The sequence below is a fragment of the Kitasatospora cineracea genome (assembly GCF_003751605.1).
GTDB lineage: Bacteria > Actinomycetota > Actinomycetes > Streptomycetales > Streptomycetaceae > Kitasatospora > Kitasatospora cineracea.
Genome location: NZ_RJVJ01000001.1, coordinates 4,198,568 through 4,223,469, shown reverse-complemented (window position 1 = coordinate 4,223,469; position 24,902 = coordinate 4,198,568). Strand labels below are relative to the sequence as shown.

General features: G+C 75.7%; 20 protein-coding genes. 6 read left to right on the top strand and 14 right to left on the bottom strand.

From position 1 onward, the window contains the following. Window positions 1-13: 13 nt before the first annotated feature. Window positions 14-1,066, top strand: coding sequence for an aldo/keto reductase (locus EDD39_RS19190; RefSeq protein ID WP_123557641.1), 1,053 nt, complete (start codon window positions 14-16; stop codon window positions 1,064-1,066). 36 nt (window positions 1,067-1,102) lie between these two features. Here the strand turns inward: EDD39_RS19190 and EDD39_RS19185 are convergent, their stop codons facing one another. After that, complete coding sequence (locus EDD39_RS19185) at window positions 1,103-3,046, bottom strand: hypothetical protein (RefSeq protein WP_123557639.1); 1,944 nt, start codon at window positions 3,044-3,046, stop codon at window positions 1,103-1,105. Window positions 3,047-3,221: 175 nt separating this feature from the next. Further along, window positions 3,222-4,415 carry an LLM class flavin-dependent oxidoreductase gene (locus EDD39_RS19180; RefSeq protein ID WP_244256802.1) on the bottom strand — a complete coding sequence of 398 codons (1,194 nt, stop codon included), beginning with the start codon at window positions 4,413-4,415 and terminating at the stop codon, window positions 3,222-3,224. A gap of 585 nt (window positions 4,416-5,000) precedes the next feature. On the opposite strand from EDD39_RS19180, the gene EDD39_RS19175 reads away from it, so the two are divergent. After that, entirely contained in the window at window positions 5,001-5,789 is a 789-nt protein-coding gene (locus EDD39_RS19175) for a lytic polysaccharide monooxygenase (RefSeq protein WP_123557637.1), read from the top strand. A 179-nt stretch (window positions 5,790-5,968) separates the two neighbouring features. Here EDD39_RS19175 and EDD39_RS19170 read toward each other — a convergent pair whose 3' ends face one another. Next, window positions 5,969-6,853: a LysR family transcriptional regulator gene (locus EDD39_RS19170; protein WP_123557635.1), complete on the bottom strand. Its 885-nt coding sequence runs from the start codon at window positions 6,851-6,853 to the stop codon at window positions 5,969-5,971. A 106-nt stretch (window positions 6,854-6,959) separates the two neighbouring features. On the opposite strand from EDD39_RS19170, the gene EDD39_RS19165 reads away from it, so the two are divergent. After that, window positions 6,960-7,697 carry a CTP synthase C-terminal region-related (seleno)protein gene (locus EDD39_RS19165; RefSeq protein ID WP_123557633.1) on the top strand — a complete coding sequence of 246 codons (738 nt, stop codon included), beginning with the start codon at window positions 6,960-6,962 and terminating at the stop codon, window positions 7,695-7,697. A gap of 40 nt (window positions 7,698-7,737) precedes the next feature. Here the strand turns inward: EDD39_RS19165 and EDD39_RS19160 are convergent, their stop codons facing one another. From EDD39_RS19160 to EDD39_RS19140, 5 genes are all read right to left on the bottom strand, one after another. Next, window positions 7,738-9,234 (bottom strand): cytochrome P450, encoded by a 1,497-nt coding sequence (locus EDD39_RS19160; RefSeq protein WP_123557631.1) that lies wholly within the window; start codon window positions 9,232-9,234, stop codon window positions 7,738-7,740. 95 nt (window positions 9,235-9,329) lie between these two features. Further along, window positions 9,330-9,965: a GTP-binding protein gene (locus EDD39_RS19155; protein ID WP_123557629.1), complete on the bottom strand. Its 636-nt coding sequence runs from the start codon at window positions 9,963-9,965 to the stop codon at window positions 9,330-9,332. Further along, window positions 9,946-10,299: a DUF742 domain-containing protein gene (locus EDD39_RS19150; RefSeq protein WP_030462806.1), complete on the bottom strand. Its 354-nt coding sequence runs from the start codon at window positions 10,297-10,299 to the stop codon at window positions 9,946-9,948. Before EDD39_RS19150 ends, EDD39_RS19155 begins: the two co-directional genes overlap by 20 nt. A 241-nt stretch (window positions 10,300-10,540) precedes the next feature. Then, on the bottom strand, window positions 10,541-10,948 hold the full coding sequence (locus EDD39_RS19145; protein ID WP_030462807.1) for a roadblock/LC7 domain-containing protein: 408 nt from the start codon (window positions 10,946-10,948) through the stop codon (window positions 10,541-10,543). Further along, window positions 10,945-12,729 (bottom strand): sensor histidine kinase, encoded by a 1,785-nt coding sequence (locus EDD39_RS19140; RefSeq protein WP_244256799.1) that lies wholly within the window; start codon window positions 12,727-12,729, stop codon window positions 10,945-10,947. The genes EDD39_RS19145 and EDD39_RS19140 overlap by 4 nt, the downstream gene beginning before the upstream one ends. A gap of 489 nt (window positions 12,730-13,218) precedes the next feature. On the opposite strand from EDD39_RS19140, the gene EDD39_RS19135 reads away from it, so the two are divergent. Further along, a complete protein-coding gene (locus tag EDD39_RS19135) occupies window positions 13,219-14,811 on the top strand; it encodes a CehA/McbA family metallohydrolase (RefSeq protein WP_123557627.1) in 1,593 nt (530 codons plus the stop codon). Window positions 14,812-14,837: 26 nt separating this feature from the next. On the opposite strand, the gene EDD39_RS19130 is transcribed toward EDD39_RS19135, so the two are convergent. Together EDD39_RS19130 and tyrS are read right to left on the bottom strand one after the other, a co-directional pair. Beyond that, window positions 14,838-15,335, bottom strand: a complete 498-nt coding sequence (locus EDD39_RS19130; RefSeq protein ID WP_123557625.1) for a hypothetical protein — start codon at window positions 15,333-15,335, stop codon at window positions 14,838-14,840. A gap of 99 nt (window positions 15,336-15,434) precedes the next feature. Continuing rightward, entirely contained in the window at window positions 15,435-16,844 is a 1,410-nt protein-coding gene (gene tyrS / locus EDD39_RS19125) for a tyrosine--tRNA ligase (RefSeq protein WP_244256798.1), read from the bottom strand. 624 nt (window positions 16,845-17,468) lie between these two features. Between tyrS and EDD39_RS19120 the strand changes: the two genes are divergently transcribed. Then, on the top strand, window positions 17,469-18,137 hold the full coding sequence (locus EDD39_RS19120) for a DUF5995 family protein (protein WP_123557621.1): 669 nt from the start codon (window positions 17,469-17,471) through the stop codon (window positions 18,135-18,137). 89 nt (window positions 18,138-18,226) lie between these two features. Further along, entirely contained in the window at window positions 18,227-19,642 is a 1,416-nt protein-coding gene (locus tag EDD39_RS39655; protein WP_162870060.1) for a hypothetical protein, read from the top strand. Between the two features lie 29 nt (window positions 19,643-19,671). Here the strand turns inward: EDD39_RS39655 and EDD39_RS19110 are convergent, their stop codons facing one another. From EDD39_RS19110 to EDD39_RS19095, 4 genes are all read right to left on the bottom strand, one after another. After that, on the bottom strand, window positions 19,672-21,111 hold the full coding sequence (locus EDD39_RS19110; protein ID WP_123557619.1) for a GuaB1 family IMP dehydrogenase-related protein: 1,440 nt from the start codon (window positions 21,109-21,111) through the stop codon (window positions 19,672-19,674). A 188-nt stretch (window positions 21,112-21,299) separates the two neighbouring features. Then, the gene (locus EDD39_RS19105; RefSeq protein ID WP_123557617.1) at window positions 21,300-21,944 is read right to left on the bottom strand and encodes a response regulator transcription factor; all 645 of its coding nucleotides are present in this window, start codon (window positions 21,942-21,944) and stop codon (window positions 21,300-21,302) included. Further along, window positions 21,935-23,296 (bottom strand): VTT domain-containing protein, encoded by a 1,362-nt coding sequence (locus tag EDD39_RS19100; protein ID WP_244256797.1) that lies wholly within the window; start codon window positions 23,294-23,296, stop codon window positions 21,935-21,937. The genes EDD39_RS19105 and EDD39_RS19100 overlap by 10 nt, the downstream gene beginning before the upstream one ends. A 257-nt stretch (window positions 23,297-23,553) precedes the next feature. After that, window positions 23,554-24,339, bottom strand: coding sequence for a transglycosylase SLT domain-containing protein (locus tag EDD39_RS19095; protein WP_162870059.1), 786 nt, complete (start codon window positions 24,337-24,339; stop codon window positions 23,554-23,556). Window positions 24,340-24,902 lie beyond the last annotated feature (563 nt).

Genomic DNA, 24,902 nt, shown 5'->3' with positions numbered 1-24,902 from the left:
AAGGGAATCGACCATGCGTTACCGGACTCTCGGCGGCACCGGCATCGAGGTGAGCACGCACTGCCTGGGCACGATGATGCTCGGCTCGGTGGGCAACCCGGACCACCAGGAGGGGGCCCGGGTCGTGCACGCCGCACTGGACGCCGGGATCAACTTCGTCGACACCGCCGACATGTACTCGGCGGGCGAGTCCGAGGAGATCGTCGGCAAGGCGCTGCAGGGGCGGCGCGACGACGTGGTGCTGGCGACCAAGGTGCACTTCCCGATGGGCCCGGGGCCCAACCGGGGCGGCAACTCGCGGCGTTGGATCCTGCGGGCGGTGGAGGACAGCCTGCGGCGGCTGCGCACCGACTGGATCGACCTCTACCAGGTGCACCGGGCCGACCACCGCACGGACGTCGAGGAGACCCTGTCGGTGCTCGGCGACCTGGTCCGGCAGGGCAAGATCCGGGCGTTCGGCTGCTCGACCTTCCCGGCCGCGGAGATCGTCGAGGCGCACTGGGTGTCCGAGCGGCGCGCGCTGCCCCGGTTCCGGACCGAGCAGCCGCCGTACTCGCTGCTGGCCCGCGGCGTGGAGAACACGGTGCTGCCGGTCGCCCGCCGCCACAACATGGGGGTGCTGACCTGGTCCCCGCTCGCCTCCGGCTTCCTGACCGGCCGCTACCGCAAGGGCGGGACGATCGACCTGGGCAGCGGGCGGGCCGCCCTGACCCCGCACCGCTTCGACCCGGCGCTCCCGGAGAACGCCCGCAAGCTCGACGTGGTCGAGCAACTCGTCGCCCTGGCCGACGACCTCGGCTGCACGCTGCCCGAACTCGCCGTGGCGTTCCCGCTCGCCCACCCGGCCGTCACCTCGGTGATCCTCGGCCCCCGGACGGTCGAGCAGCTCGCCGGCCTGCTGAAGGGCGCCGCGCTGACCCTGGACGACGAGACCCTGGACCGGATCGACGCGATCGTCCCGCCCGGCACCGACCTCTACCGCGCGGACGGCGCCTGGCAGCCCCCCGCGCTCACCCCGGCCGCACTGCGCCGCCCCGTCGCCGACCGCGCCGCCGCCGACAACTGACGGACGGCGGTTGGCGGTTGGCCGAAGGCGGACGGCTCAGCCCCCGGCCGAGGGCTGAGCCGGCAGGCGGCCCTGCAGGGTGCGGGACCACTCGGCGATGCAGTCCGCGAGCTGGCGGTCCGTCAGCTGCGCCGGGTCGCCGCCGCAGCCGGCCGCCGGGGCGGCGGGCGACGCGGGCGCGGTGGGGGCGGGCGTCCCGGGCGGCTGCGGCTGGGGCTGCGGCTGGCCGCCGGGCGGGGTGATCCGGTCCTTGAGCGAGACCAGGTTGGGGGTGACGGTGGCGTCGCCCGAGAGGTCGATGTAGTCCTGGGTCTGCCCGTTGAAGTCGACGAAGCCGCGCCACGTGTCCCGCCCGAACGGGATGATCTCCTGGAGCGCGCCGCCCTGGCCGACGCTGATGGTGATCGAGGTCTGCTGGGCCATGTACGAGACCATCCGGCTGGCCAGCACGTCCAGGTTGACCGACGGGGCGTCGTCGGCCCGGACGTACACGTGCAGGTCGTTGAGGCCGTCGCCGACCCGGTCGGCCTGCAGGACGGCGAAGGCGACCACCAGTTGGGAGGAACTGTCCCGGGGCACCAGCGGCGTCACGTAGTACAGGTGGCCGTCGGCCTTCGAGCGGAGCAGGAACTCGCCGGGGTTGGTGGCGTTGGCGGCCGAGGAGGTGTGGTCGTAGCCGAAGCCGCGGTCGTCCTTGACGCCGCGCCCGCCGAGCCACTGCACCTCGTGGATCTGCGAGCGGACCACCGAGGCCGGGTAGACCGCGCCGGGCAGGTCGCCGGGGTCGACGGTGGCGCGGTAGGCGAGGTCGGGGCGGCCGTCGGCGGAGCCCTTGAGGACCAGCACCCCGGCGGGGGCGGTCACGGTGCGCTGCTTCCAGCCCTGCTCCCGGGCCACCGAGATGACGATCACGGGCTGCGCGGTGCGGACGTCGGGGCCGTCGCAGTAGCCCCAGATGTCCTGGTCGCTGTAGACCAGGTCGGGGAAGCGCTCGGCGAGCAGGTTGCGCAGGCTGACCGCGCCCGTCCCGCCGAAGGCCCGGCCGAAGGCGTGGTCGCCGTGGAAGGCGCAGGAGGCCACCGAGTTGGTGTTGCCGTCCCAGACCGCGACGCCCTCCATCGGCTGCTCACCAGAGCCGTCCAGCACCGCCGTCCACACCCCGCCGCCCGCCTGGCCGCCGGTACCGGTACCGGTTCCGGTGCCGGTTCCGGTGCCGGTTCCGGTGCCGGTTCCGGTGCCGGTTCCGGTGCCGGTTCCGGTGCCGGTTCCGGTGCCGGTTCCGGTTCCGGTGCCGGTGCCGGTGCCGGGCAGGTAGTGCAGGCTGTGGTCGAGCAGGTGGATGCCGGAGGTCAGGCCCGCGCTGTCGGTGAGCGCCTTGTTCGCGGCGGCGTAGGAGGCGGTGCGGGCCTCGAAGTCGAAGTCCGGCATCGGGGCGGTCTTGACGCAGGCCGGGACGTCCGAGGTGCCGACCAGGTCGCAGCGGGTGCCGTCGCCGGGGCGGCTGTGCTCGGTGACGGGCAGCACCGAGCGCGGGGTGGCCGCGCCGCCCGCCGGGACGTCGAGCACGGTGGAGCGGGCGTAGAACCGGCCCGCGTCCTTGTCGTTGTCCCACAGCCCGGTGCCGGTCCGCACCAGCGAGCCGATCACCGCCAGCACCACCACGGCCATCGCCAGCCGCGGCCACCACTCGGTGAAGTCGGACCCGGCCTCGTCGGTGGCGAACCAGACCGCCACCGCGGTGCCGACCAGGCCGACCGCCAGCCAGAACCAGAACAGCGGCGCCGCGTCCCACGGCCCGCCGCGCGGGAAGAACTGGCGCTCGATCAGCAGGACGTAGCTCTGGTCCTGCTGCCCGAAGCCGCCGAACAGGAAGTGCTTGACCACCCAGACCAGTGCCGCCAGCAGCGGCATCCACAGCCACCAGGCGGCCAGCCCCGGCATGGTGCTGCGCACCGCCTGCCGCACCCGCGCGTTCGACATCCCGCTCCCCCGTTCCCGACCCGCCCCGCACGGCGGTCCCCTGCTGCGTCCTTCCCGCCGGGTCCGTCCGGCAAGCTTCCGGACGGGCGCGCGGTCGGGGCGGACGGCCCGTCATGACCATGCGGGGGGACACGTTAGCGTGACGGTCCGTCACCCGGCCCCGGGGATGCGGCGCTCACCGGGCGGCCCGTACGTCCCGGGCGTCCCGGGCGTCCTGCACGGCCTGCGCGGCCCGCCCGGCCCGCCCGGCCCGGGCGTCCTGCGCGGCGGCCAGGGCCCGGACCCGGGGGACGACCTCCTCGCCGACCCGGTACGCCTCCTCCAGGTGCGGGTAGCCGGAGAGGACGAACTCCTCGACGCCCAGGGCCCGGTACTCGGCGAGCCGGGCGGCGACCTCGTCGTGCGAGCCGACCAGCGCGGTGCCGGCGCCCTCCCGGACCAGGCCGATCCCGGCCCACAGGTTGGGGGCGACCAGCAGGTCGCGGGCGGTGGCGGTGCCGCCGCCGTGCAGGGCGGTCATCCGGGCCTGGCCGGTGGAGTCCATCGCGGCGAACCGGGCCTGGCTGGCGCGGACCGCCGCCGGGTCGAGGCCGGACAGGATCCGGTCGGCCTCGGCCCACGCCTGCTCGGCGGTGTCCCGGCTGATCACGTGCAGCCGCAGCCCGTAGCGCAGCGTGCGGCCCTGCCCGGCGGCGATCGCGCGCAGCCGCGCGATCCGCTCGCCGATCGCGGACGGCGGTTCGCCCCACAGGAGTTGGACGTCGGCCCGGCGGGCGGCGACCTGTTCGGCGGCGGGCGAGGCGCCGCCGAAGTACAGCGGGACGGGGTGTTCGACGGCGGGGTCGACGAGTCGGGCGCCGTCCAGGCGCAGGTGCTCGCCCTGCCGGTCGACGCGCTCGCCCGCCAGCAGGTCGCGCAGCGCGGCCATCACCTCGTCGGTGCGGGCGTAGCGCTCGTCGTGCGCCAGGTGGTCGCCGTAGGCGCGCTGTTCGGCCGGGTCGCCGCCGGTGACCACGTTCAGCCGGAGCCGTCCGCCCGCGAACCGGCGGAAGGAGTCGGCCTGTTGGGCGAGCAGGGTGGGGCTGGCGAAGCCGGCCCGGAAGGCCACCAGGAAGCCGATCCGGCTGGTGTGCTGGGTGAGCGCGGCGGCCAGGATCCACGGGTCGACGCAGCCGAGGCCGACCGGTGCGAGCAGCGCGGTGAACCCGGCCTGTTCGGCGGCCGCGGCGACCTGGGCGAGGTAGCCGACGTCGGCGGGGCGGCGGGTGGCGGCGCCGGTGCGGCCCTGCACGGCGGTGACGCCGCCGGGGTCGCGGCCGTCGCCGCCGGTGGGCAGGAACCAGTGGAACACGGGGGTGCGGTCAGGCACGGGGTCCTCATTCTCCGGGAGCGGCCGGGGCATCGGGGGGACGGAACGGACGCCCCCCTCTCCCCGGACGGCCCCGCCCGGGTACGGGCACGCGGACCTGCGGACCTGCGGGCACACGGGTGGCGGGGGCGCCCGACCCGGTGGGGCCGCGGGGAGGGGGTGCGGCGGGATCAGGCGCGGCGACAGGCAGCGGAACACACCCGGAGCAGGTCGATGTGACCCCGGGTCGTCAGGAGGACGCGCTGCGGCATGCGCCGGAAGCTACCACGTCCGGGGTGCCCGGGGTCGGTCGCGGTCCGGTCGGAAGTCACACACATTTCGGCACGGGTCCGGTGACGTTCTGTCAGTTCTTCGGTGAACTGCGCTCACCGGAGGCGGACATTTCGCTCAACCACTTGACCGCGTCCTGTACGTCGCTATCGTCTCCCTCAGTATCCGGTCTAGACCTATGGCCGTCTCCCGACCTGTCGCACCGGTCGTACGGAGGAGTACCGCTCGTGTCCGCCCCACCGCGCCACGGCGGGGTCCGCCGTGCCCCGACGGCCTCGGGCAGACCTGAACCCCCACATCAGGAAGGCACCCCACATGCAGACCAAGAGAAAGGTGACCGCCGCCGTCGGCGCGCTGGTCGCCCCCCTCCTCGGGATGACCCTCTCGGCGGGCACCGCCGACGCCCACGGCTGGATCACCAACCCGCCCAGCCGCCAGGACCAGTGCGCCAACAACGTGGTCAGCTGCGGCCAGATCAAGTACGAGCCGCAGAGCGTCGAGGGCCCGAAGGGCCTGTTCAGCTGCTCCGGCGGCCACTCCGAGTACGCGGAGCTGGACAACGACAACCTGGGCTGGAAGGTCACCAACGTGTCCTCCGTCCAGACCTTCACCTGGCACTTCACCGCCCGGCACTCCACCGCGAACTGGCAGTACTACATCGGCAACCAGCTGATCGCCACGTTCCCGGGCAACAACGCCCAGCCGCCGGCCGACCTCAGCCAGACCGTCAACTTCGGCAGCTTCACCGGCCGCCAGAAGGTCCTCGCGGTGTGGAACGTCTCGGACACCGCGAACGCGTTCTACTCCTGCATCGACGTCAACATCGGCGGCACCGGCGGGACCACGGGCGGCACCACCGGCGGGACGACGGGTGGCACCACGGGCGGGACCACCGGCGGCACGACGGGTGGCACCACGGGCGGGACCACCGGCGGCGGCTCCGGCACCTGCACCGCCACCGCCTGGAGCGCCGGCGCGACCTACAACGGCGGCGAGACCGTCTCCTACGGCGGCCACAACTGGCGCGCCAAGTGGTGGACCCAGGGCGAGCAGCCCGGCTCCACCGGCCAGTGGGGCGTCTGGGACGACCTCGGCGCCTGCTGACACCGGCCACCGGCCACCAGGCACCGGTCACCGGCCGCCAGGCACCCCGCGACACCGCTGACCGACCCGACGGGCCCCCTGTGGGGGAGGGCCCCGGCCCGGCCACCGGCACCCGCACCAGGCCCCCGACCCGCACCCCGGGCCGGGGGCCCTCGCCTGCCCGGACCCACCACGCCCCCTCACGCCCCGCGCGGCAGCGCGTCCACGAACGCCCGGGCCGGGGCGTCCAGCACCGGGGCGAACAGCACCTCCCGGCGGTGCGCCAGCCGGGGTGCGCGGACCGGGAGGGCGGTCGCGCCGGCGCTCGCGGCCAGGGCCCGGGGCAGCACCGCGAGGCCGTGGCCCGCGACGGCCAGGGCGAGCAGGGCGGCCGCGTCGAGGCCCTCGTAGTCGGCGACGGCCGGGAACGCGCCGCCGCCGGTCGCGGTCCGCAGGTCGGCCAGCGGGGCGGCGACGGCGGGTGCGTCGAGCCAGCCCGCGTCGGCGAGTTGACCGAGGTCGACGCCGGTCCGCCGGTGCAGCGGGTGTCCGGCCGGGCAGAGCACCGCGCAGGGCTCCTCCCCCAGCCCGGCCTGCCGGACCGGCCCGAGGTCGCCGAGGGCCAGCGGCCCGCCGGGCGCGGTGTAGCCGTCGGTGACGCCGACCGCGCAGCCGCCCGCCGCGACCTCGGCGGCCACCGCCCGCCGGGGCAGCACCCGGACCCGGACCCGCAGCCGGGGGTCGTTCTGCCGGACCTTGGCGAGGGCCTGGGCGACGGCCGGGTCCATCGCCAACGGGGAGACCGCGACCAGGAGTTGGGGACGATCGGGGACGGAGAGCCGCCGCACGTCGGCCCGGGCCGCGTCCATCCGCTCCAGCAGCAGCCGGGCGTGCTCGACCATCCGCTCCCCGGCCCCGGTCGGCCCGACCGGCCGCCGGTGCAGCAGCGGCGCGCCCAACTCGGCCTCCAGCGCGGCGATCTGCTGCGACACCGCGGACTGGGTGTAGCCGAGTTCGAGGGCGGCCGCGGAGAACGAGCCGAGCCGGGCGACCGTGACGAGCGTCCTGAGCAGGTGCGAATCCACGCCCCCAGTGTGCGCGCCCCGCCGGCCGGGCCGATCAGCGGTGCTGATGGGCCAGCAGGAACGCGTGTTGGACCGGCCGGCCCGGCCCCGGCCAGGATGGCCGGTCATGGACACCGGACACCGCACGCACACGGCCCGGGTCGCCCTGGTCGGCGACCGCTCCCCGCACGTTCCGGCGCACCGGCAGGGGCCGCCGATGCTGGCGGCACTGCTGGACACCGACGGGCTCGCGGTCGAGCCGTACTGGGTGGGGACGGAGGAGGTCGACGCCGGAGAACTCGCGGGGTTCGACGGGATCTGGCTGGTGCCGGGCAGCCCGTACCGCAGCGAGGCCGGGGCGGTGACGGCGGCCCGCACCGCCCGGGAGCGGGGGGTGCCGTTCCTGGGGACGTGCGGCGGGTTCCAGCACGCGATGCTGGAGTTCGCCCGGCACGCGTGCGGCATCGGCGGTGCGGCGCACGCCGAACAGCAGCCCGGGGCCGAGGAGTTGGTGATCGTCCCGCTGTCCTGCTCGCTGTACCGGCAGGAGGGCGGGATCCGGCTCTCCCCGGGTTCGGCCGCGCACCGGCTGCTCGGCGCGGAGCGGGCCACCGCCCGCTACAACTGCGGCTACACGCTGGCCCCCGGCTACCTCCGGGTGCTGCACGCGCACGGGATGCGGTTCACCGGGCACGACGCGGACGGCGAGGTCCGGGTGGCCGAGCTGCCCGGCCACCCGTTCTACCTGGCCACCCTGTTCCAGCCGGAGCTGACGCCGGAGCACGAGGGCCCGCACCCGTTCGTCCGCGCCTTCGCCCGCGCCGCGGTCCGGTCGGCCCGGTCGGCCCGGGGAGACCTCGGGTGAACCGGGGCCGGGGCCGGGCCCGCCGGCCCCGCCCGGCCCGTCAGCCGCGCAGCCGGGCCAGCAGCGCGCTCCACCAGCCGCGCCGCTGCTGGGGCACCACCGGCGGCGCGGGCGGCAGCGGCGGCGCCGGCACGGGCGCGGGCCCGGCTGCGGGCGTCCGCAGCGGGGTCGCGGCGACCGGTCGCGGGCCGGGCACCAGCGGGGTCGACGGCGCGGCCGAGGAGGGGACCGGGCCGGCCGGCGGCTGCGGCCGGAGGGCGGCCCGCGGGGTGAAGCGGGCCGGCAGCTCGGTCAGGTGGCGGGACATCCAGCCGCCCCGCCAGACCAACCGGTCCTCCTCGACCGAGAGTTGGAGGTCGGGCAGCCGGGTGAGCAGGATGTCGATGCCGGACTCGGCGATCGCCCGGCCGATCTCCTGGCCGGGGCACTCGTGCGGGCCGCTGCCGAACGCCAGGTGCGAGCGGTTGCCGAACAGCGGGGTGTCCAGGTCGGGCCGGACCGCCGGGTCGGCGTTGCCCGCCGCGACGCCGAGCAGCAGCATGTCGCCGGCCTTGATGGCCTGCCCGCCGAGCTCGGTGTCGCCGGTCGCCCAGCGGCCGGGCACCAGCATGAACGGCGGGGAGTCCCACAGCACCTGGTCGAGGGCGTCCGGCAGGGTCATCTGCCCGCCCGACAGGTGGGCGCGGAAGCGGCTGTCGGTGAGCACCATCTTCAGCGTCTCGGAGATCAGGTTGATGGTGGTCTCGTTGGCGGCCAGCAGCACCGAGCGCAGGTGTTCCAGCACCTCGTCCTGGCTGAGCCCGGACGGGTGCTCGATCAGCCAGGTGATCAGGTCCTGGCCGGGTTCGTTGCGCTTGCGCTCCACGGTGCGGCGCAGCGACTCGACCACGTACTCGTTGCTGGCGACGGCCGTCTCGGTGCCCTTGACCAGGTCGCGGGCGGCCTCGACCAGCCGCGGACCGTACTCCTCGGGCATGCCGAGGAGCTGGGTCATCACCAGCATCGGCAGGTGCTCGGCGAACTGGGAGACCAGGTCGACCCGGCCGCTGTCGCCGAACTCGGCGATCAGCTGGTCGGAGAACCGGGTGACGTAGCGCCGCATGCCGCGTCGGTCGAAGCGGTTCAGGCCGTCGGTGACGGCGGTGCGCAGCCGGCGGTGCTCCTCGCCGTCGACGAAGGAGCAGGTCGGCTGCCAGGCGATCACCGGCAGCACCGGGGAGTCGGGGGCGACCCGGCCCTGCTGGAACTCGGTCCAGCGCCGGGAGTCGCGGGAGAACCGGGACGGGGTGCGCATCGCGGTCAGGTTCGCCGAGTAGCCGAGCACCAGCCAGGCCGGCAGGTCGCCGTGCAGCAGGATCGGCGCGACCTCGCCGTGCTCGGCGCGCAGCTTCTCGTAGAAGCCGGCCGGGTCGGCCTCGGCCTCGGGGCCGAACAGCCGCAGCAGTCCGTCGCCCTGCGGCCCCCCGCCGGCGCGGTGGGCGGGACAGCCGGGCGGCGGGACGGGCGCGCCCTGGTGCGCGTGCTCTTGGTACGTCACGGGGTAACTCCGGGGGGAGGATCGAGAAGGGGGGTGCGGCCGGCGGACGGCGGGGGCCGGCCCGGCGATCGGCCGGGGAGGGCCGGCCGGGAGGGTCAGCCGACCGGCTGGGCGGTGGCCGCGGCGGGCCGGGCGGCGAGGTCGTACAGGTAGCGCATCAGGGCCATCAGCACGTCCCGGCTGGACTCCCGGGAGCGGGCGTCGCACTGGACGATCGGCACGTGGTGCGGCAGGTCGAGCGCGGCGCGCAGTTCCTCGACGGGGTAGCCGGGCGACTCGGGGAAGGCGTTGAGCGCCACCACGAACGGCACCCCGCGGTCCTCCAGCCGGCCCAGCACGTCGAAGGAGACCTCCAGCCGCCGGGTGTCGACCAGCACGACCGCGCCCAGCGCGCCCTCGAACAGGCCGTTCCACAGGAACCAGAAGCGCTCCTGGCCGGGCGTGCCGAAGACGTACAGCACCAGTTCGTCGCTGATGGTGATCCGGCCGAAGTCCATCGCCACCGTGGTGGAGTTCTTGCGCTCCACCCCGGCCAGGTCGTCGATGCCGACGCCGGCCTCGGTCATGGTCTCCTCGGTGGTCAGCGGGCGGATCTCGCTGACCGCGCCGACCAGGGTGGTCTTGCCGACCCCGAAGCCGCCGACGATGACGACCTTGACGGCGGTGGCCACGGTGGCCGGGAGCAGCTCGGCCTCGCGCGGCCCGCGCGGCTCAGAGCCGTTGAAGTCCATGGATCACTGCCTCCAGCAGGGAAAGGTCGGGAAGGGCGGCCGGGGGGATCGGGGCGCGGACCTCGATCCGGCGTTCGGCGAGCAGGTCCGCCAGCAGGACGGTGACCAGGCTGTTCGGCAGCCGCAGGTAGGCGGAGATCTCGGCGACCGACAGCGGGGAGGAGCAGATCCGCAGGATCGCGGCGTGCTCGGGCTGCATGGTGGGTTCGGGGCGGGCGCGGGCGACGACCAGCGTGACCAGGTCGAACCCGGCGGTGGCGGACTTGCGGTCGCGCCCCCCGCTGATCACGTAGAGCCGCTCCGGGTTGGCGTCCGCCCAGTCCTGGTTGCTCATCCCCGCACCTCGGTGTGGCCGGCGGCCGGTCGGCGCGCCGGCGGTGTTCCGGTCGTTGCTGCCGCGCTGCCGGGCCCGGGGCCGGACCCCGATCCGGCCCCGGGGCCGGGCCCGCGCCCGACGCTCGGCGCGCCCGCACGGCCTGCACTGCCCGCCCCGGCCCGGTCGTCCGCTCGGGCCCCGGCGGCCCGGCGCCGCGGCCGTAACGCGGTCCGGCGGCCCGTCGGGTCGGCGGTGCGAGTCACGCGATCTGCTCGCTGCCGCGGACCGGCGTGGTCAGGTGCTCGCCGATCCGGGCGACCAGGTCGCGCATCCGCTGGCCGACCAGTCCGGCGTCCACGCCCTCGTCGGCGAGGACCGCCAGGTAGGCCCGGGAGCCGGCCGCCATCAGGTAGAAGAACCCGCCGCCGACCTCGATCACCACCAGCCTCATCCGCCCGTCGCCGTGCGGGAACTCGTGGCCGACCGCGTTGGCCAGGCTCTGCAGTCCGGCGCAGGCGGCGGCCAGCCGGTCCGCGGTGTCGGGGTCGGTGCCGTGCTGGGCCAGCCGCAGGCCGTCGGCGGACAGCACGATGACGTGCCTGATGCACGGAACGGTCTCCGCGAGGTCCTTGAGCATCCAGTCCATGTTGGTCCGTTGCTGAATCACTTGTCGCCTTTCCCTGCTGCTTCGTCACTGGCTCGGCTGTCGCCGCCCGGCCCGGCGGACGGCGCGGTGCCGTTGACGCCGTCGGTGAAGGCGGCCAGCCACAGGCCGGGCTGGACCGGCTCGGGGGCGGATGCGGGTGCGGGTGTGGATGCGGGTGCGGATGCGGGTGTCCGCGGCGCCGGGGCGGCCTGTAGCGGCGGCGCCGCGGCCGGGGCCCGGTCCTGCTGCGGGGGGCGGGCCGCGCCGAAGCGGGACGGGGTGGCGTGGCGGCGGCGCTGGGGCAGCCCGTTCGCGGTGCGTTCGAGCACCAGCGGGACGTCGTCCTGGTACGGGTCGGCGGCGGCCGCGGGTGCGGGCACGGCGCGCGGGAACGTCCCGGTGGGGGCGGCCGCGACGGAGGACGCGGCCGGGAAGGCCGCGGTGGCCGCGAAGCCCCCGGCGGGGGTGTGGGTCGCGGCGGCGGGGTGCGGGCGGGGCGCGGTGTCCGCGAACTCGGCGCCGGCCACCATCGGGTAGGGCTCGGTGTCGGCCGGGCCCTGGGCCTGGTGCGCGGGGAAGGCCAGCGGGGTGGTGGTGGCGATCCGGCCGATGCCGTGGGCGCGGCTGGGCGCGGGCGCGGTGGTGATGTACGTCTGCGGGACGATCAGCACCGCGCGCACGCCGCCGTACGCGGACGGGCGCAGCGAGACCTGGAAGCCGTAGGCGCGGGCGAGCCGGCCGACCACGGCCAGGCCGAGCCGGGGCGCCTCGCCGAGGCCGTTGAGGTCGATGCCGGACTCGGCCTCGGCCAGCATCCGTTCGGCCCGGGCCCGGCCCTCCTCGCCGAGGCTGAGGCCGCCGTCCTCGATCTCGATGGCGATGCCGGTCTGCACCTCGACGGCGGTGAGGTGGACGTTGGTCTGCGGCGGCGAGTAGCGGGTGGCGTTGTCGAGGAGTTCGGCGAGCGCGTGGATCAGCGGTTCGACGGCGGGGCCGACCACGGCGACCTCGGAGACCGGGTGCAGTTCGACCCGGCGGAAGTCGAGGATCCGGGAGATGCCGCCGCGCAGCACGCTGTACAGCGGGACGGGGTTGTTCCACTGGCGGCCGGGCCGGGCGCCGCCGAGCACGGCGATGGAGTCGGCGAGGCGGCCGATCAGCGCGTTGCCGTGGTCGAGCAGCAGCAGGTCGTCGAAGACCGCGGGGTCGTCGCCGTGCCGGTCCTCCATCTTGCGCAGGTCGATGGCCTGGCGGTGGACGATGGCCTGCACCCGGCGGGCGATGTTGACGAAGGCGCGCTGCGCGGACTCGCGCATCGCCTCCTCGTTGTCGACGGCGTCGAGGACGGCGCGCAGCACGGCGTAGCGGAAGTCGTGGAACTCGTCGCCGGCGTTGTTGACGTGCTGCTGCTCGTAGGAGCGGAGCACGTCGGTGATGAACTCGCCGCCCTGCATCCGGGCGACGGCCTGCGGGAGTTCGGTGCGGGCGAGTTCGAGCATGCCGGCCTGCTGGCGGGCCAGCCGGTGCCGCTGCTCGGCGTCCTGCCGGGCGGCCTCCTCGCGGGCCAGTTCCAGTGCGCGGCCCCGGCGCACCGCCTCGTAGCCCGCCAACGCCACGGCCGCGGCGCCCACCAGGCCGCACCAGACGATCCCCGAGGTGGCCGCGCCGGGGGCCGCCGCGACGGCGAGGCCGACGGCCGCGCCGATCACCGCCGCGGGCAGCAGGCAGACGAGCACGGCCGCGGGCAGCCGCCCTCCTGACGACGGTCCGCCTGGTGACGATCCAGCTCGAAGCATCAGCATCCTCATACGCTCGGAGGGGACGGGGGTGTGGGCGGGGCCGGGCGGTGCGGCGGGGCCCGGGCGCGAAGCAGCATAGCCGCTGCGCCGAGGCTCTGACGGTCCGTCAGAATTCTTTTCCCCCAGGAGAGTTGCCCTGCTGGAGGGCCGTTTCCGGAATCCGCCGGCGCGGTCCGGACCGCGCCGCGCCCGGCTCATAGGCTTGTCGCACCACGCGCCCCCGGAGTAGCGCCGCGCCCCGGATTCACCCGGACGAGCGGTAGTCCCGGCAAACCTTCGGCCACGACCGGGCGAAACTGCTAGGCGCATATTCCCCCACCCCTCGTTCACGCATCCTCCGCAGCACCGTGGGCCCCGACTCACCCCGGCCTCACCCCCGGTTCACCCCGCCGGGTAGGGACGCCCGGTGAGACGCCGACGCCGACGCCGACGCCGACGCCGACGCCGACGCCGACGCCGACGCCCCGCCCGCGCCCACCGACCGGAGGCCCGATGCCCACCGACCCGTCCGCCCTGCCCGGCCGCCGCGCCCTGCTGCGCACCGGCCTCGCCACCGGCGCCGCGACCGCCACCGCCGGCCTGGCCGCCCCGACCCCCGCCGCGGCCGCCTCCCCCGTCACCGGTGCCGGTGCCCCCGCCCCCGCTCCCCTCCCCGCCGACCGGACCGTCACCCTGACCGGCCGACTGCCCACCGGCGCGGCCGACTTCGTCCACCTCCCGGTGGAAGTCCCGTCCGGCGTGCGGGAGATCGCGGTGTCCTACAGCTACGACCGGCCCGCCGTCCCGGCCGGCACCCCGGGCAACTCCTGCGACATCGGCATCTTCGACGAGCGCGGCACCGAACTCGGCGGCCGGGGCTTCCGCGGCTGGTCCGGCGGTTTCCGCGACTCCTTCGCGCTCTCCGCGGGCGCCGCCACCCCCGGCTACCTGCCCGGCCCGGTCAACCCGGGCACCTGGCACGTGGTGCTCGGCCCGTACCAGGTCGCCCCGCAGGGCCTGGCCTACACCGTGCAGGTCACCTTCCGGTTCGGCCGCCCGGGCCCGGCCTTCACCCCGCACTACCCGGCCGAGCGGGCCCGCGGCCGGGGCCGCGCCTGGTACCGGGGGGACTGCCACCTGCACACCGTGCACTCCGACGGCCGCCGCCTGCCCGAGGAGGTCGCGGCCGGGGCCCGGGCCGCCGGGCTGGACTTCATCGTCTCCACCGACCACAACACCACCTCCGCGCACGGCGTCTGGGGCCCGCTGGCCGGGGACGACCTGCTGGTGATCACCGGCGAGGAGGTCACCACCCGCAACGGCCACTGGCTGGCGCTCGGCCTCGACCCCGGCGAGTTCGTCGACTGGCGCTACCGCTCCCGCGACGGACGGTTCCCCCGCTTCGCCCGCCAGGTCCGCCGCAGCGGCGGCCTGGTCGTCCCCGCCCACCCCTACTGCCCGTACGTGGCCTGCCAGTGGAAGTTCGGCTACCAGGACGCCGACGCCGTCGAGGTGTGGAACGGCCCCTGGACGTACGACGACGAGTCCGCCGTCGACACCTGGGACGCGGGCCTCGCCGCCGCCCTGCGCGAGGGCCGCGACTGGCTGCCCGCGCTGGGCAACAGCGACGCCCACAGCGCCCCGCAGCCGATCGGCAGCCCGCACAACGTCGTCCTCGCCGACGACCTCAGCCGCCCCGCGGTCCTCGACGGCCTGCGCGCCGGACGCAGCTGGATCGCCGAATCCGCCGCCGTCGGGCTGGAGTTCACCGCCACCGGCCACGGCCGCCGGGCCGGCATCGGCGAACGCCTCACCGTCCCCGCCGACGCCCCCGTGGACGTCGAACTCACCGTCTCCGGCGTCCCCGGCGGCACCGCCCGGCTGCTCACCGACGAGGGCCAGCTCCACCAGGAGACCCTCCCCGCCACCGGCCCCGCCACCGTCCGCTGGCGCACCACCGCCTCCCTCGCCGCCTACGTCCGCGCCGAGGTCCGCCACCCCAGGGCGGACGGCACCCCCGGCAAGGGCAACGCCATGGGCCCCGACCTGCCCTGGGGCCCGATGGCCGCCCTCACCAACCCGATCACCCTCCACGTCCAGCAGTAGCCCGGGTGCGGGGAACGGTCAGGCCGTCAGGAGTCGGCGGCCTTCCGGAACCGCTTGGCGAGCGCGGGGTCGGACTCCCACCACAGGCCGGCCCCGCCGCTCCCCTCCCCCGCACCGGCCTGCGGGGCCTGCGGCGCCGGGGGCTCGGGGTCGTCGACGCGCACCCGGAACATCAGGCCGGGGACGGTGCGGAACACCACCGCGAGCAGAACCATCGTCGCCACCGCGTAGACCGGGGGTACCGTGATCCCGGCCAGCAGCGGCAGCAGGAGCGCGACGCCGAGCCCCGTCCCGCGGGCCGTGACCGGGGCGTCCCCGTCCTCGGCCACCCGCACCGTCACCGCGTTGGAGCCGGTGCGGTCCTTCGCGGCGACCCGCACCGTGTGGGTGCCGGCCGGCACCGGGAACCGCGCGGTCTCCCCCTGCCGGACCTGGCCGGCCCGGACCCCGTCGACGAGGACGCCGAACGTCCCCGCCCGGCCGATCCCCGGCTGCTCCGCGCGCACCACGATGGTTCCGGTCATCGCCCCTCACTTCTGATGATCATGCGATAAATCGCGCCAAGGATAGGGCACTTGCCGCCCCGCACGCCCGTGCGCGCCCGTGCGTTCCGGGCGGACCGCTCAGGTCAGCTCCACCACCTTCCGCCCGCAGCGCAGGAACACCCGGCGGGACGCCCGCGGGCGGGCCAGGTCGTGCGCACCCAGCACGACCCGCAGCCGCTCGTCGGCGTCCGCCCGGCCGAGCGGGACCGTCCGCTGCGCGCCGCCGGTGTGCTCGACGACGAGCCTGAGGCCGCCCGCCTCGGCGACCCGGCGGACCTGGTTGAGGCTGGGCAGTTCGCCGCTGACCTTGACCAGCAGCTCGCCGAGCGTCGCCGCGCCGTGCGCGGCGGGGTCGACGGTGGGCAGCGGCCCCGCCTCGGAGTACCGGCGGACCGAGAACCGGGCCCGGAAGGCGTCCCGGGCGGCGAGCGCGGCGGCCTCGCCGTGCACGGTGGCGGTGACGGCGGCGGCCAGCAGGGTCTTCACCGCCATCGGGTGCCGGCGGCCGTCGTCGACCTGGGCGAGCAGCAACGCGACCTCCTCGTCGAGCAGTTCGGTGAGCGCCCGCAGGTACCCGGGCAGCAGCCGGTCCGCGCAGGCCATCAGCCGGCCGAACATCTCCTCGGCGGGGAAGCCCAGCCCGACGTAGTTGTTCCTGGACTTGCTCATCTTGGCGCCGGTGCCGTCGGTGCCCTCGATCAGCCCGGTGGCGAGCACCACCTCGGGCCGCTGCCCGGTCGCGCTCATCACCCGGCGGCACATCTGCAGGTTCAGCAGCTGGTCGAGGCCGCCGAGTTCGACGTCCGCGACGAGCTCCACCGAGTCGAGCGCCATCACCACGGAGTAGACCAGCTCGGCCAGGGTCAGCCCGCTGCCCTCGGTGAGCCGGGTGCGGAAGTCCTCGCGCTGGAGCGCGGCGGAGGCGGGCAGCCGGGTGAGCACCTCCAGGAAGCGCGGCAGCGTCATCGGCTCCAGCCACTCGCTGTTGAACCGGAACTCCGCCCGCTCGAAGTCGAAGAACGGCCCGACCTGCTGCCGGTAGGTGGCGACGTTGCGCCGCACGTCCTCCTCGGTGAGCGGCGGGCGCTCGGCGCTGCGGCCGGACGGGTCGCCGATCCGGGCGGTGACGTCCCCGACCAGGAACACCACTCGGTGGCCCATCCGCTGCAACCGGCTGGCCAGGATCATCGGCACCGCGTGCCCGAGGTGCACCTCCGCCCCCGTCGGGTCGATCCCGAACTTGACCGTCAACGGCCGCCCCTCGCCGAGCAGTTCGGCCAGCCGCCCGCCCCCGGGCAGCACCTGCGCGACCCGCGCCCCGAGCAGCTCGGCCTGCCGCCCGGCGGACAGCCCGGACAGGTCGGCGCGCCGGCGTTCGGCGAGCAGCCCGAGCAGCCGGGCCAGCTCCGGCCCCTCCCGCAACTCCCCCTCGTCCTCGATCAGTTCACGGAGCTGCGCGGCACTTCGGTCGAACACGGTGGCGGCCATGGCCATCCTCTCGGGAGGCGTCGGCGCACGGCGGCAGGGCAACTGCCGCCGAACACGGACGGGGATGCGGGGGACTCGGCGGGGGCCGGACGCAGCAGGGGACGGCTGCCGGCCGGCCCGCGAAGGGGCGGCCGCCCACGGCTCGCGGCAGGTGTCGACGCCCGGACCGGCCGCGCCGGCCGCGGACGGGCGCCCGCACGGGGGCACGTCAGCGCATCAGCACGTCAGCAGGGTCGTCCGAAAGGACCGGGAGGCTCGGCCGCCCGCGGACGGGGGCAGGCCGGAGGGCGGTGTGCACCGCCACTAATATCGCTTCACCACGCGAGCCTCCGGGGACAGGGAACGGCGGGAGCGCGAAATGCGCCCGGCAGCGCCGTCGCCGCCCATGCTGCCCCACCCGCCCCACCCCGCGCACCTGGTTTTTCCCTCCCCTTCCCCGCCCCTTTCCCCCCGGCTCTCCCTCTCTCCCCGCCCTCCCCTCCCCTCCCCTTTTTCCACCCGCCCGCACCGCGCGCGCGGCTTGGCAGCGGCGCCCCCGCCTGCGAAGGTGACGGAGTATCAGCCCACCATCCCCTTGTCCGATCATCCCCTCACCCATCCCCTCATCCTCATGGGAGCGTGCGCATGACCGCACCGGTACTGACGGTGGACCAGGTGGTCGACCGGATGACGCAACTGGCCGCCGAACTCCCGCCCGCCGACGGGGTCGCCGTGTTCAACGCGATGTACCTCACCGTCACCCGGCTGGTCCGCGACCACCTCGCCGCGGGGTACTTCGACGACCCCGCCGCCATGGCCGAACTCGACGCCGTCTTCGCCGCCCGCTACCTGGCCGCCGCCGACGACGACCGCGCCGGCCGCCGGCCCGCCGCGTGCTGGCGCCCGCTGTTCGACCTGCGCGCCGCCCCCGGCGTCCACCCGCTCCAGTTCGCCCTGGCCGGCATGAACGCCCACATCGAGAACGACCTCCCGCTCGCCGTCCTGGACACCTGCCGCCTCACCGGCCGCACCCCCGACCAGTTGCACGCCGACTACCTGCGGATCAACACCCTGCTCGCCCAGGTCGAGGCCCAGGTCCGCACCGCCCTGCTCCCCGTCCCCGTCGGCGGCCCCCTGCTGCACGTCCTCTCCGTCTGGAGCATCGACCGCGCCCGCGACGCCGCCTGGGCCTCCGTCCTCACCCTCTGGGAACTGCGCCGCCTCCCACCCGCCCGCGCCCTGGTCGCCGACGCCCTCTCCGGCTCCGTCGGCATGGTCAGCCGCGCCCTGCTCACCCCGCTCAGCCCGAACTGACGGCCCCGTGCCCGATGATGGTTCCCCGGCCCCGAACGCCGGGGAACCACCGCACGGCACAGCACGGCACAGCACGGGACGGAACAGCCATGGCGAAGCGCAAGCAGGGCGACGGGCGCCGCGAGCCGGACGGCCGGGGTTTCGTCCAGGTCGTCCGGCAGCCGAGCACCGGTGTCGAGGCGGTGTCGGGCCGGGCCTGGGTCGGGGTGGACCAGCAGGTGGGGCACGGTTCCGCGGACGCGTTGTTCGCGTTGACGCAGCGGCAGTACGCGGCGGCGCTGGCCGGTGAGGGGCTGGGGTCGTTCGAGGGCGAGTGCTGGCGGGGCGGGCACGACGAACTGCTGCTGTTCCACCCGGGCGGCGGGTCCTGGCGCCCGGAGCGCTGGTTCCCGGCCCGGGCCCGGATGCTGCCGCCCCGCTTCGAGGGCGAACTCTGGTGGCACGTCGACGCGTTGGACGAACCGGCGGACGGCCCGCAGGCCGCGGTCGCCCGGCTGCTGGCCGCCGGGACGGACCGCGCGGTGTTCCGGCTGACCGGCGAGGGCGCCTACCCGCGGCCCGCCGCGCTGATCGGCGGTCTGGGCCCGGGCAGCGACCGGGCGCGGGCCCGGGCGGTGCTGGGCGAGCCGGTCGAGGAGGGCGGCGACGTGCACGCCGTCGAGGGCGACCGGGTCCGGCTGGGGTACGTCGACGGCGGCCTGGCCACGATCGCCCTGGAGCGCCCGGCCCCGCAGCCGCTGCCGACCGGGCCGGTCCGCGCGTTCCTCGCCGTGCTCGGCGAGCCGGAGGGCGGCCCGGCCTTCCGGGAGGCGGCCCGCCTGGCCGGCGGCGCGCACCGCCGCTGGGCGTCCTCGTCCGGCCGGTCCCGGCGGCTGCTCGCGTTCGCCGCCGGCCCGGAGGTCCAGGTCGGGGACGGCCGGGTGCTGAGCGTCCGACTGCCCGCGGCCGGCCTGCTCCCCGGCGCCCGCGCGGACGTCCACCGCGCCCTCGGCGCCCCGTCGGCCACCGTCCGGGGCACCGACCTGCACCGCTACGGCACCCGTGACCTGCTGGTCGGGTACGGCTCCGAGTTCGACTCGGCGCACCCGGGCGCGGCGCCGGGCACGGTGACGGCGGTGCTGCGCGGGGTCGGCGTCGCGCACCACCCGCACCGGTGGCGGTCCGGCGAGTTCACGCTCTTCCTCGACGTGCTGGGCCGCCCGGAGCCGCACCCGCTGGTCGAGCTGGTGCGCGCCCTGCCGGGGGTGCGGCTGGTGCTGCGCCGCGGCCTGGTCGACGGGGTCGTGATCGGCGACCGGGGCCACCGGTCCGAGCGCTTCGCGTCCTTCGTCGACGGCATGCCGGCCGGACCCGCCCGCGCGGACGTCCCGTTCGAGCGGCCCGACCGCTGCGGCGAGCACGACGACCTGCGGGAGTTCGAGCAGGGCTGGGTCCACGTCCACTGCGCCGACGGGGCCGCGGTCAGCACCGTCACGGTCGCCCGGCAGCCCCCGCCGGTGCGCTGACCGGCACCGGACGGGGGGCGGGGCCGGGATCAGACCCAGCTGGAGTGCAGCGGCTTGCCCTCGGCGTAGCCGGCCGCGCTCTGGATGCCCACGATCGCCTTGTCGTGGAACTCCTCCAGGCTGGCCGCGCCCGCGTAGGTGCAGGAGGAGCGGACGCCCGCGACGATCGAGTCGATCAGGTCCTCGACGCCGGGGCGGGCCGGGTCGATGAACATCCGGGAGGTGGAGATGCCCTCCTCGAACAGGCCCTTGCGGGCCCGGTCGTAGGCCGACTCGTCGGAGGTGCGGTTGCGCACGGCGCGGGCCGAGGCCATGCCGAAGCTCTCCTTGTACTGGCGGCCGTCGGCGGTGGTCTGCAGGTCGCCGGGCGACTCCAGGGTGCCCGCGAACCAGGAGCCGACCATCACGTTGGAGGCGCCGGCGGCCAGCGCCATCGCCACGTCGCGCGGGTGGCGCACGCCGCCGTCCGCCCAGACGTGCTTGCCCAGGCGGCGGGCCTCGGCGGCGCACTCCAGGACGGCGGAGAACTGCGGGCGGCCGACGCCGGTCATCATCCGGGTGGTGCACATGGCGCCGGGGCCGACACCGACCTTGAGGATGTCGGCGCCCGCCTCGACCAGGTCGCGCACGCCGTCGGCGGAGACCACGTTGCCCGCGACGATCGGCACCTGCGGGTCGAGGCCGCGCACCGCGCGCAGCGCGCTGATCATCGACTCCTGGTGGCCGTGCGCGGTGTCCACCACCAGCACGTCCGCCCCGGCCTCCAGCAGCGCCTTGGCCCGGCCGGCCACGTCGCCGTTGATGCCGACGGTGGCGGCGATCCGCAGCCGGCCCGCGGCGTCCACCGCGGGGGTGTAGAGGGTGGCGCGCAGCGCGTTCTTCCGGGTCAGGAGGCCGACCAGGGTGCCGTCGGCGGCGACCACGGGGGCGAGCTTGCGGTGCGCCTCGTTGAGGCGGTCGAAGGCGGTGCGCGGGTCGATGCCCTCGTCCAGCAGCAGCAGGTCGCGGGACATCACCTCGGACAGGCTGGTGAACCGGTCCACGCCCTGGCAGTCGCCCTCGGTGACCACGCCGACAGGCTTGCCGCCCTCGACCACGACCAGCGCGCCGTGCGCGCGCTTGGGCAGCAGCGAGAGCGCGTCGGCGACGGTGTCGCCGGGGGCGAGGGTCAGCGCGGTGTCGTGCACCAGGTGCCGCTGCTTGACCCAGCCGATCACCTCGGAGACGACCTCGATCGGGATGTCCTGCGGGATCGCCACCAGCCCGCCGCGGCGGGCCACCGTCTCGGCCATCCGGCGCCCGGCGATCGCGGTCATGTTCGCCACCACCAGCGGGACGGTGGTCCCCGTCCCGTCGTTGGAGGAGAGATCGACACCCTGCCGGGAGCCCACCGCGGACCGGCTGGGGACCATGAAGACGTCGTCGTACGTGAGGTCGTACGCGGGCTTGAGGTCGTTCAGGAAGCGCATGAAGGGGCTCTCTGGCTGGGAAGAAACGTTACGGCGCGACGCAGCCGAGCCGCGCACACCCAACGTTCGATTCTCGTTCAATCCCCCGCCCGGAGCCAGCCCACGCCCGAATCCTGAAGATCACCACAACCGGGCGGCACCGATTCCGCCCAGCACCTGGAGGAACCTCCAAGGGCCCCGGCCGGCCGTCACGCCCCCAGGTGGCGCAGCACCGCCAGCACCCGGCGGCTGTAGCCGCCGGTCCGCGGGAGGTCAAGCTTGTCGAAGAGGGTGCCCAGGTACTTCTCGACGGCGCTGAGCGAGAGGTGCAGCCGGGCCGCGATCGCGGTGTTGGTGAGCCCCTCGGCGAGGGCCTCCAGCACCTCGCGCTCGCGCGGGGTGAGCCGGGCCGACGGGTCGGCGGGCTCGGCGCGGCCGACCAGGCGGCGGACCACCTCGGGGTCGATGACGGTACCACCCCCGCCGACCCGTTCCAACGCGTCCAGGAACTCGTCGACCTCCGCGACCCGGTCCTTGAGCAGGTAGCCGACCCGCTCCGCGCCCGCGGCCAACAGCTGGGCGGCGTAACCGCGTTCGACGTGCTGGGAGAGCACCAGCACCCCCACCCGCGGATGCTCGGCGCGGATCCGTACCGCCGCCCGGACGCCCTCGTCGGTGTGGGTGGGCGGCATCCGGATGTCCGCCACCACCACGTCCGGCGGGTCGGCGGCGACCGCGGCGAGCAGCGCCTCCGCGTCGCCGACGGCGGCGACCACCCGGTGGCCCTCCTCGGCGAGCAGCCGGACCAGGCCCTCGCGCAGCAGGGTGGAGTCCTCGGCGACGATCACGCGCACGGCAGCTCCGCGGTGACGAGGGTGGGGCCCCCGCGGGGGCTGTGGACGCGCAGGGTGCCGTCGAGCGCGGCGACCCGGGCCCGCAGCCCGGCCAGGCCGCCGCCGTCCGGGTCGGCGCCGCCGGCGCCGTCGTCGCCGACCTCCACGGTCAGCCGCGCCCCGACCGCCTCGACCCGGACCTCCACGGCGGCCGCGCCGGAGTGCTTGGCGGCGTTGGTCACGCACTCGCTGACCACGAAGTACGCCGCGGTGCGAACCGCCTGCGGCAGCGGGCCGGGCAGCGCGCAGCGGATCCGCAGCGGCAGCGCGGTGCGGGCGGCCAGACCGGCCAGCGCCTCGTCCAGGCCGAGGGTGTCGAGCGCGGAGGGGTGCACCCGCCAGGCGACCTCGCGCAGTTCGGTGAGCAGTTCGCCGGACTCCCGGTGGGCCTGGGCGAGCAGCTCCGCGGTGCGCCCCGGGTCGGTGCCGCGGCCGGCCCGGGCCAGCAGCAGGCGCAGCGCGACCAGGCGCTGCTGGACGCCGTCGTGCAGGTCGCGTTCGATCCGGCGGCGCTCGGCGTCCACCGCGCGCAGGACCGCGGCGCGGCTGTCGGCGAGTTCGGCGACCCGCAGGCGAAGCAGTTCGGCCTCGGACGGGCCGAAGCAGTCCCGGCCCAGCCGGGCCTCCAGCGCGGCCAGCGAGACCAGGCCCTGGACGGCCAGGAACAGCAGCACCCCGCCGAGCAGCACCTGCCCGGCCAGGTCGGCCCAGCCGAGCGAGCCGCGCACCGCCTCGAGCGCCAGCAGCCCGACGTACTGCTCGACCGCGTCCCAGCGGTCGCCGAGCAGGTGTCCGGCGGTGATCAGCATCCCGTTCCAGGTCAGGCTGCCGACGGCGGTGAGCCCGGTGAACCGCGGCAGCGGCATCCGCTCCACCCCGGCCGGGACCGAGACCGGACTGCGGAAGACCGGCACCATCCGGCCCAACAGCACCGCCTTGGTCCCGTGCCGGGCGAACCACGCCTCGGTCCGCTCCAGGTCCGCGGGCCGCACCAGCGGCAACCGGGCCCACAGCGCGTGCATCCGCTCCCGCCCGAAGAACGCACCCGGCAGGTAGAGCGCGAGCACCCCCGCCACCGAACCGGCCGTGGTCCAGCCGAGCGCCGCGGGCAGGCCGAGCGTGCCGCGCCCGGCCGCGAAACCCGTCAACGGCAGGATCACCTCACTGGGCAGCGGCGGAAAGAGGTTCTCCAGCGCGACGGCCAACCCCGCCCCCGGCCCCCCGAACGTCTCCACCAACCCGGCCGCCCACCCCGCGAGCCCCTCGGTCGGCGCCTGCCCGGCGGCAGGAGCCGCGGTTTCCAGCAGCAGCACGATGCCCTCCTCGTCGTGAAGCCACCCGAGCCCCCTGCCCGGGTGCGCCCCTCACGCTGGAAAGCCCTGCTCACGCCCGGTACGCGGTTTCCCACCCGACCCGACTGCGGTTTTCCGCACCCCGCCCCTTCTCCGGGTGCACCGCGGCCCTTCCCCCTCCCTCTCCCCTTTACTTCCTCCCCCGAACGCGCCGCGGCCCCCTGCGGTGCGGTTGCACCGAGGGGGCCGAGAAGGCGGTTCCGCGTGGCGGGCGGTTCCTAGTAGCCGCGCCAGTGGGCGCCGTAGCCGCGGGCGGCGGCCATGTTGTCCATGTTGCCGTAGCGGGCGTCGCAGTACTGCGAGCTGGCGATCAGGTTGTCCACGGGGTTGCGGATGTCCGTGTGGCCGGGCAGCGCGTACACCTTGAAGGTCGGCATGATCACCTGGGTCAGGCCGATCGACGGGGTGCCCTTCTTGGCGTTCGAGTCCCAGTTGTTCTGGGCGTTCGGGTTGCCGCCGGACTCGGCGATCGCCGCGGCGTGCATCGCCCGCGCGGACGGCACGTGCTTGCCGTTGGCGGCCAGCACGTCGCGGGCCTCCTCGATCCAGCCGTCCAGGTTGTTCGCGTAGGTCTTCTTCGCGGGGGCGGCGGCCTGCTGGGCGGCGGCCTGGTCGGCAGCGGCCTTCTCCGCCGCGGCCTGGTCGGCGGCGGCCTTGTCCGCCGCGGCCTTGTCCGCCGCGGCCTGGTCGGCGGCGGCCTTCTCGGCAGCGGCCTGGTCCGCCGCGGCCTTCTCCGCCGCAGCCCGGTCGGCGGCGGCCTGGTCCGCGGGGGCCTGGCTCTGCTGCTGGACCGGCTCGCGGGTCTCGCTGCGGGAGGCGGTCTGGCCGCCGTCGCGGTTCGCGTCCTGGGTGGCAGCGGTGTCCGCGGTGGTGACCGCGGCGGCGTCGGTGCGGTGGGACGAGGGGTTGGCGAACGCCTGGGAGACGGGCAGCAGGGTGCCCACGGCGATGGCGCCGGCCAGTCCGAGGCCGAGGACGGCGTCGGGCATGCGGTGGTGTCCCATCCGCACCTGGGGCAATCGGCCGAGGTTGTGCTTGATACGTCGCATGTCGGGTACCTCCGAGAGTCGGTTCCAGGTCACGCCGGGCCCGGGTGGACGTGCGGGGTCCCCGCTCGTTGCGGGGTCCTCGGCCCGGGACGGCCGGCCCGGCGGCTCCTGCTCACCGGGGACGCCGCGCCGCGCTGGTCTCGCGGTTCGCTGCGTCATGGAGCCCCGTGAGCACTGGGATCGGCTCGGGGCACAACCACGAGACTGCCGGAGCCCCAACCACGCGGCAAACATCCCGAAATGGGCCCTGCACAACTCCTTCACATCCCGGCTTCCCTTGCGCCCCAAGGGAGTTCACCGCTCCGGGACCCCGGTATTCCGGCCCGGCTGTGAAGAAGGCCACAGCCGCCCCCAACCTCCCCCGGACACCGGCGTTTTGGGTCCGAGCCCAGTCCTGGCACGGCCTGTGCGCCTCCCCGCCCCCGGCCCGGACCCCGGCCGCGGTGTGACCGCGGCCACCGCCCCGCCCTGTGACGCCGCTCTCCCCCCGGCCACCCAGCGCAGCCGTCCGGCCACCG

Coding starts and splice junctions, on each gene's coding strand:
- EDD39_RS19190 (WP_123557641.1), top strand. CDS start 14: ATGCGTTACCGGACTCTCGGCGGCACCGGCATCGAGGTGAGCACGCAC.
- EDD39_RS19185 (WP_123557639.1), bottom strand. CDS start 3,046: ATGTCGAACGCGCGGGTGCGGCAGGCGGTGCGCAGCACCATGCCGGGG.
- EDD39_RS19175 (WP_123557637.1), top strand. CDS start 5,001: ATGCAGACCAAGAGAAAGGTGACCGCCGCCGTCGGCGCGCTGGTCGCC.
- EDD39_RS19165 (WP_123557633.1), top strand. CDS start 6,960: ATGGACACCGGACACCGCACGCACACGGCCCGGGTCGCCCTGGTCGGC.
- EDD39_RS19155 (WP_123557629.1), bottom strand. CDS start 9,965: ATGGACTTCAACGGCTCTGAGCCGCGCGGGCCGCGCGAGGCCGAGCTG.
- EDD39_RS19150 (WP_030462806.1), bottom strand. CDS start 10,299: ATGAGCAACCAGGACTGGGCGGACGCCAACCCGGAGCGGCTCTACGTG.
- EDD39_RS19140 (WP_244256799.1), bottom strand. CDS start 12,729: ATGCTGATGCTTCGAGCTGGATCGTCACCAGGCGGACCGTCGTCAGGA.
- EDD39_RS19135 (WP_123557627.1), top strand. CDS start 13,219: ATGCCCACCGACCCGTCCGCCCTGCCCGGCCGCCGCGCCCTGCTGCGC.
- EDD39_RS19130 (WP_123557625.1), bottom strand. CDS start 15,335: ATGACCGGAACCATCGTGGTGCGCGCGGAGCAGCCGGGGATCGGCCGG.
- tyrS (WP_244256798.1), bottom strand. CDS start 16,844: ATGGCCGCCACCGTGTTCGACCGAAGTGCCGCGCAGCTCCGTGAACTG.
- EDD39_RS19120 (WP_123557621.1), top strand. CDS start 17,469: ATGACCGCACCGGTACTGACGGTGGACCAGGTGGTCGACCGGATGACG.
- EDD39_RS39655 (WP_162870060.1), top strand. CDS start 18,227: ATGGCGAAGCGCAAGCAGGGCGACGGGCGCCGCGAGCCGGACGGCCGG.
- EDD39_RS19110 (WP_123557619.1), bottom strand. CDS start 21,111: ATGCGCTTCCTGAACGACCTCAAGCCCGCGTACGACCTCACGTACGAC.
- EDD39_RS19095 (WP_162870059.1), bottom strand. CDS start 24,339: ATGGGACACCACCGCATGCCCGACGCCGTCCTCGGCCTCGGACTGGCC.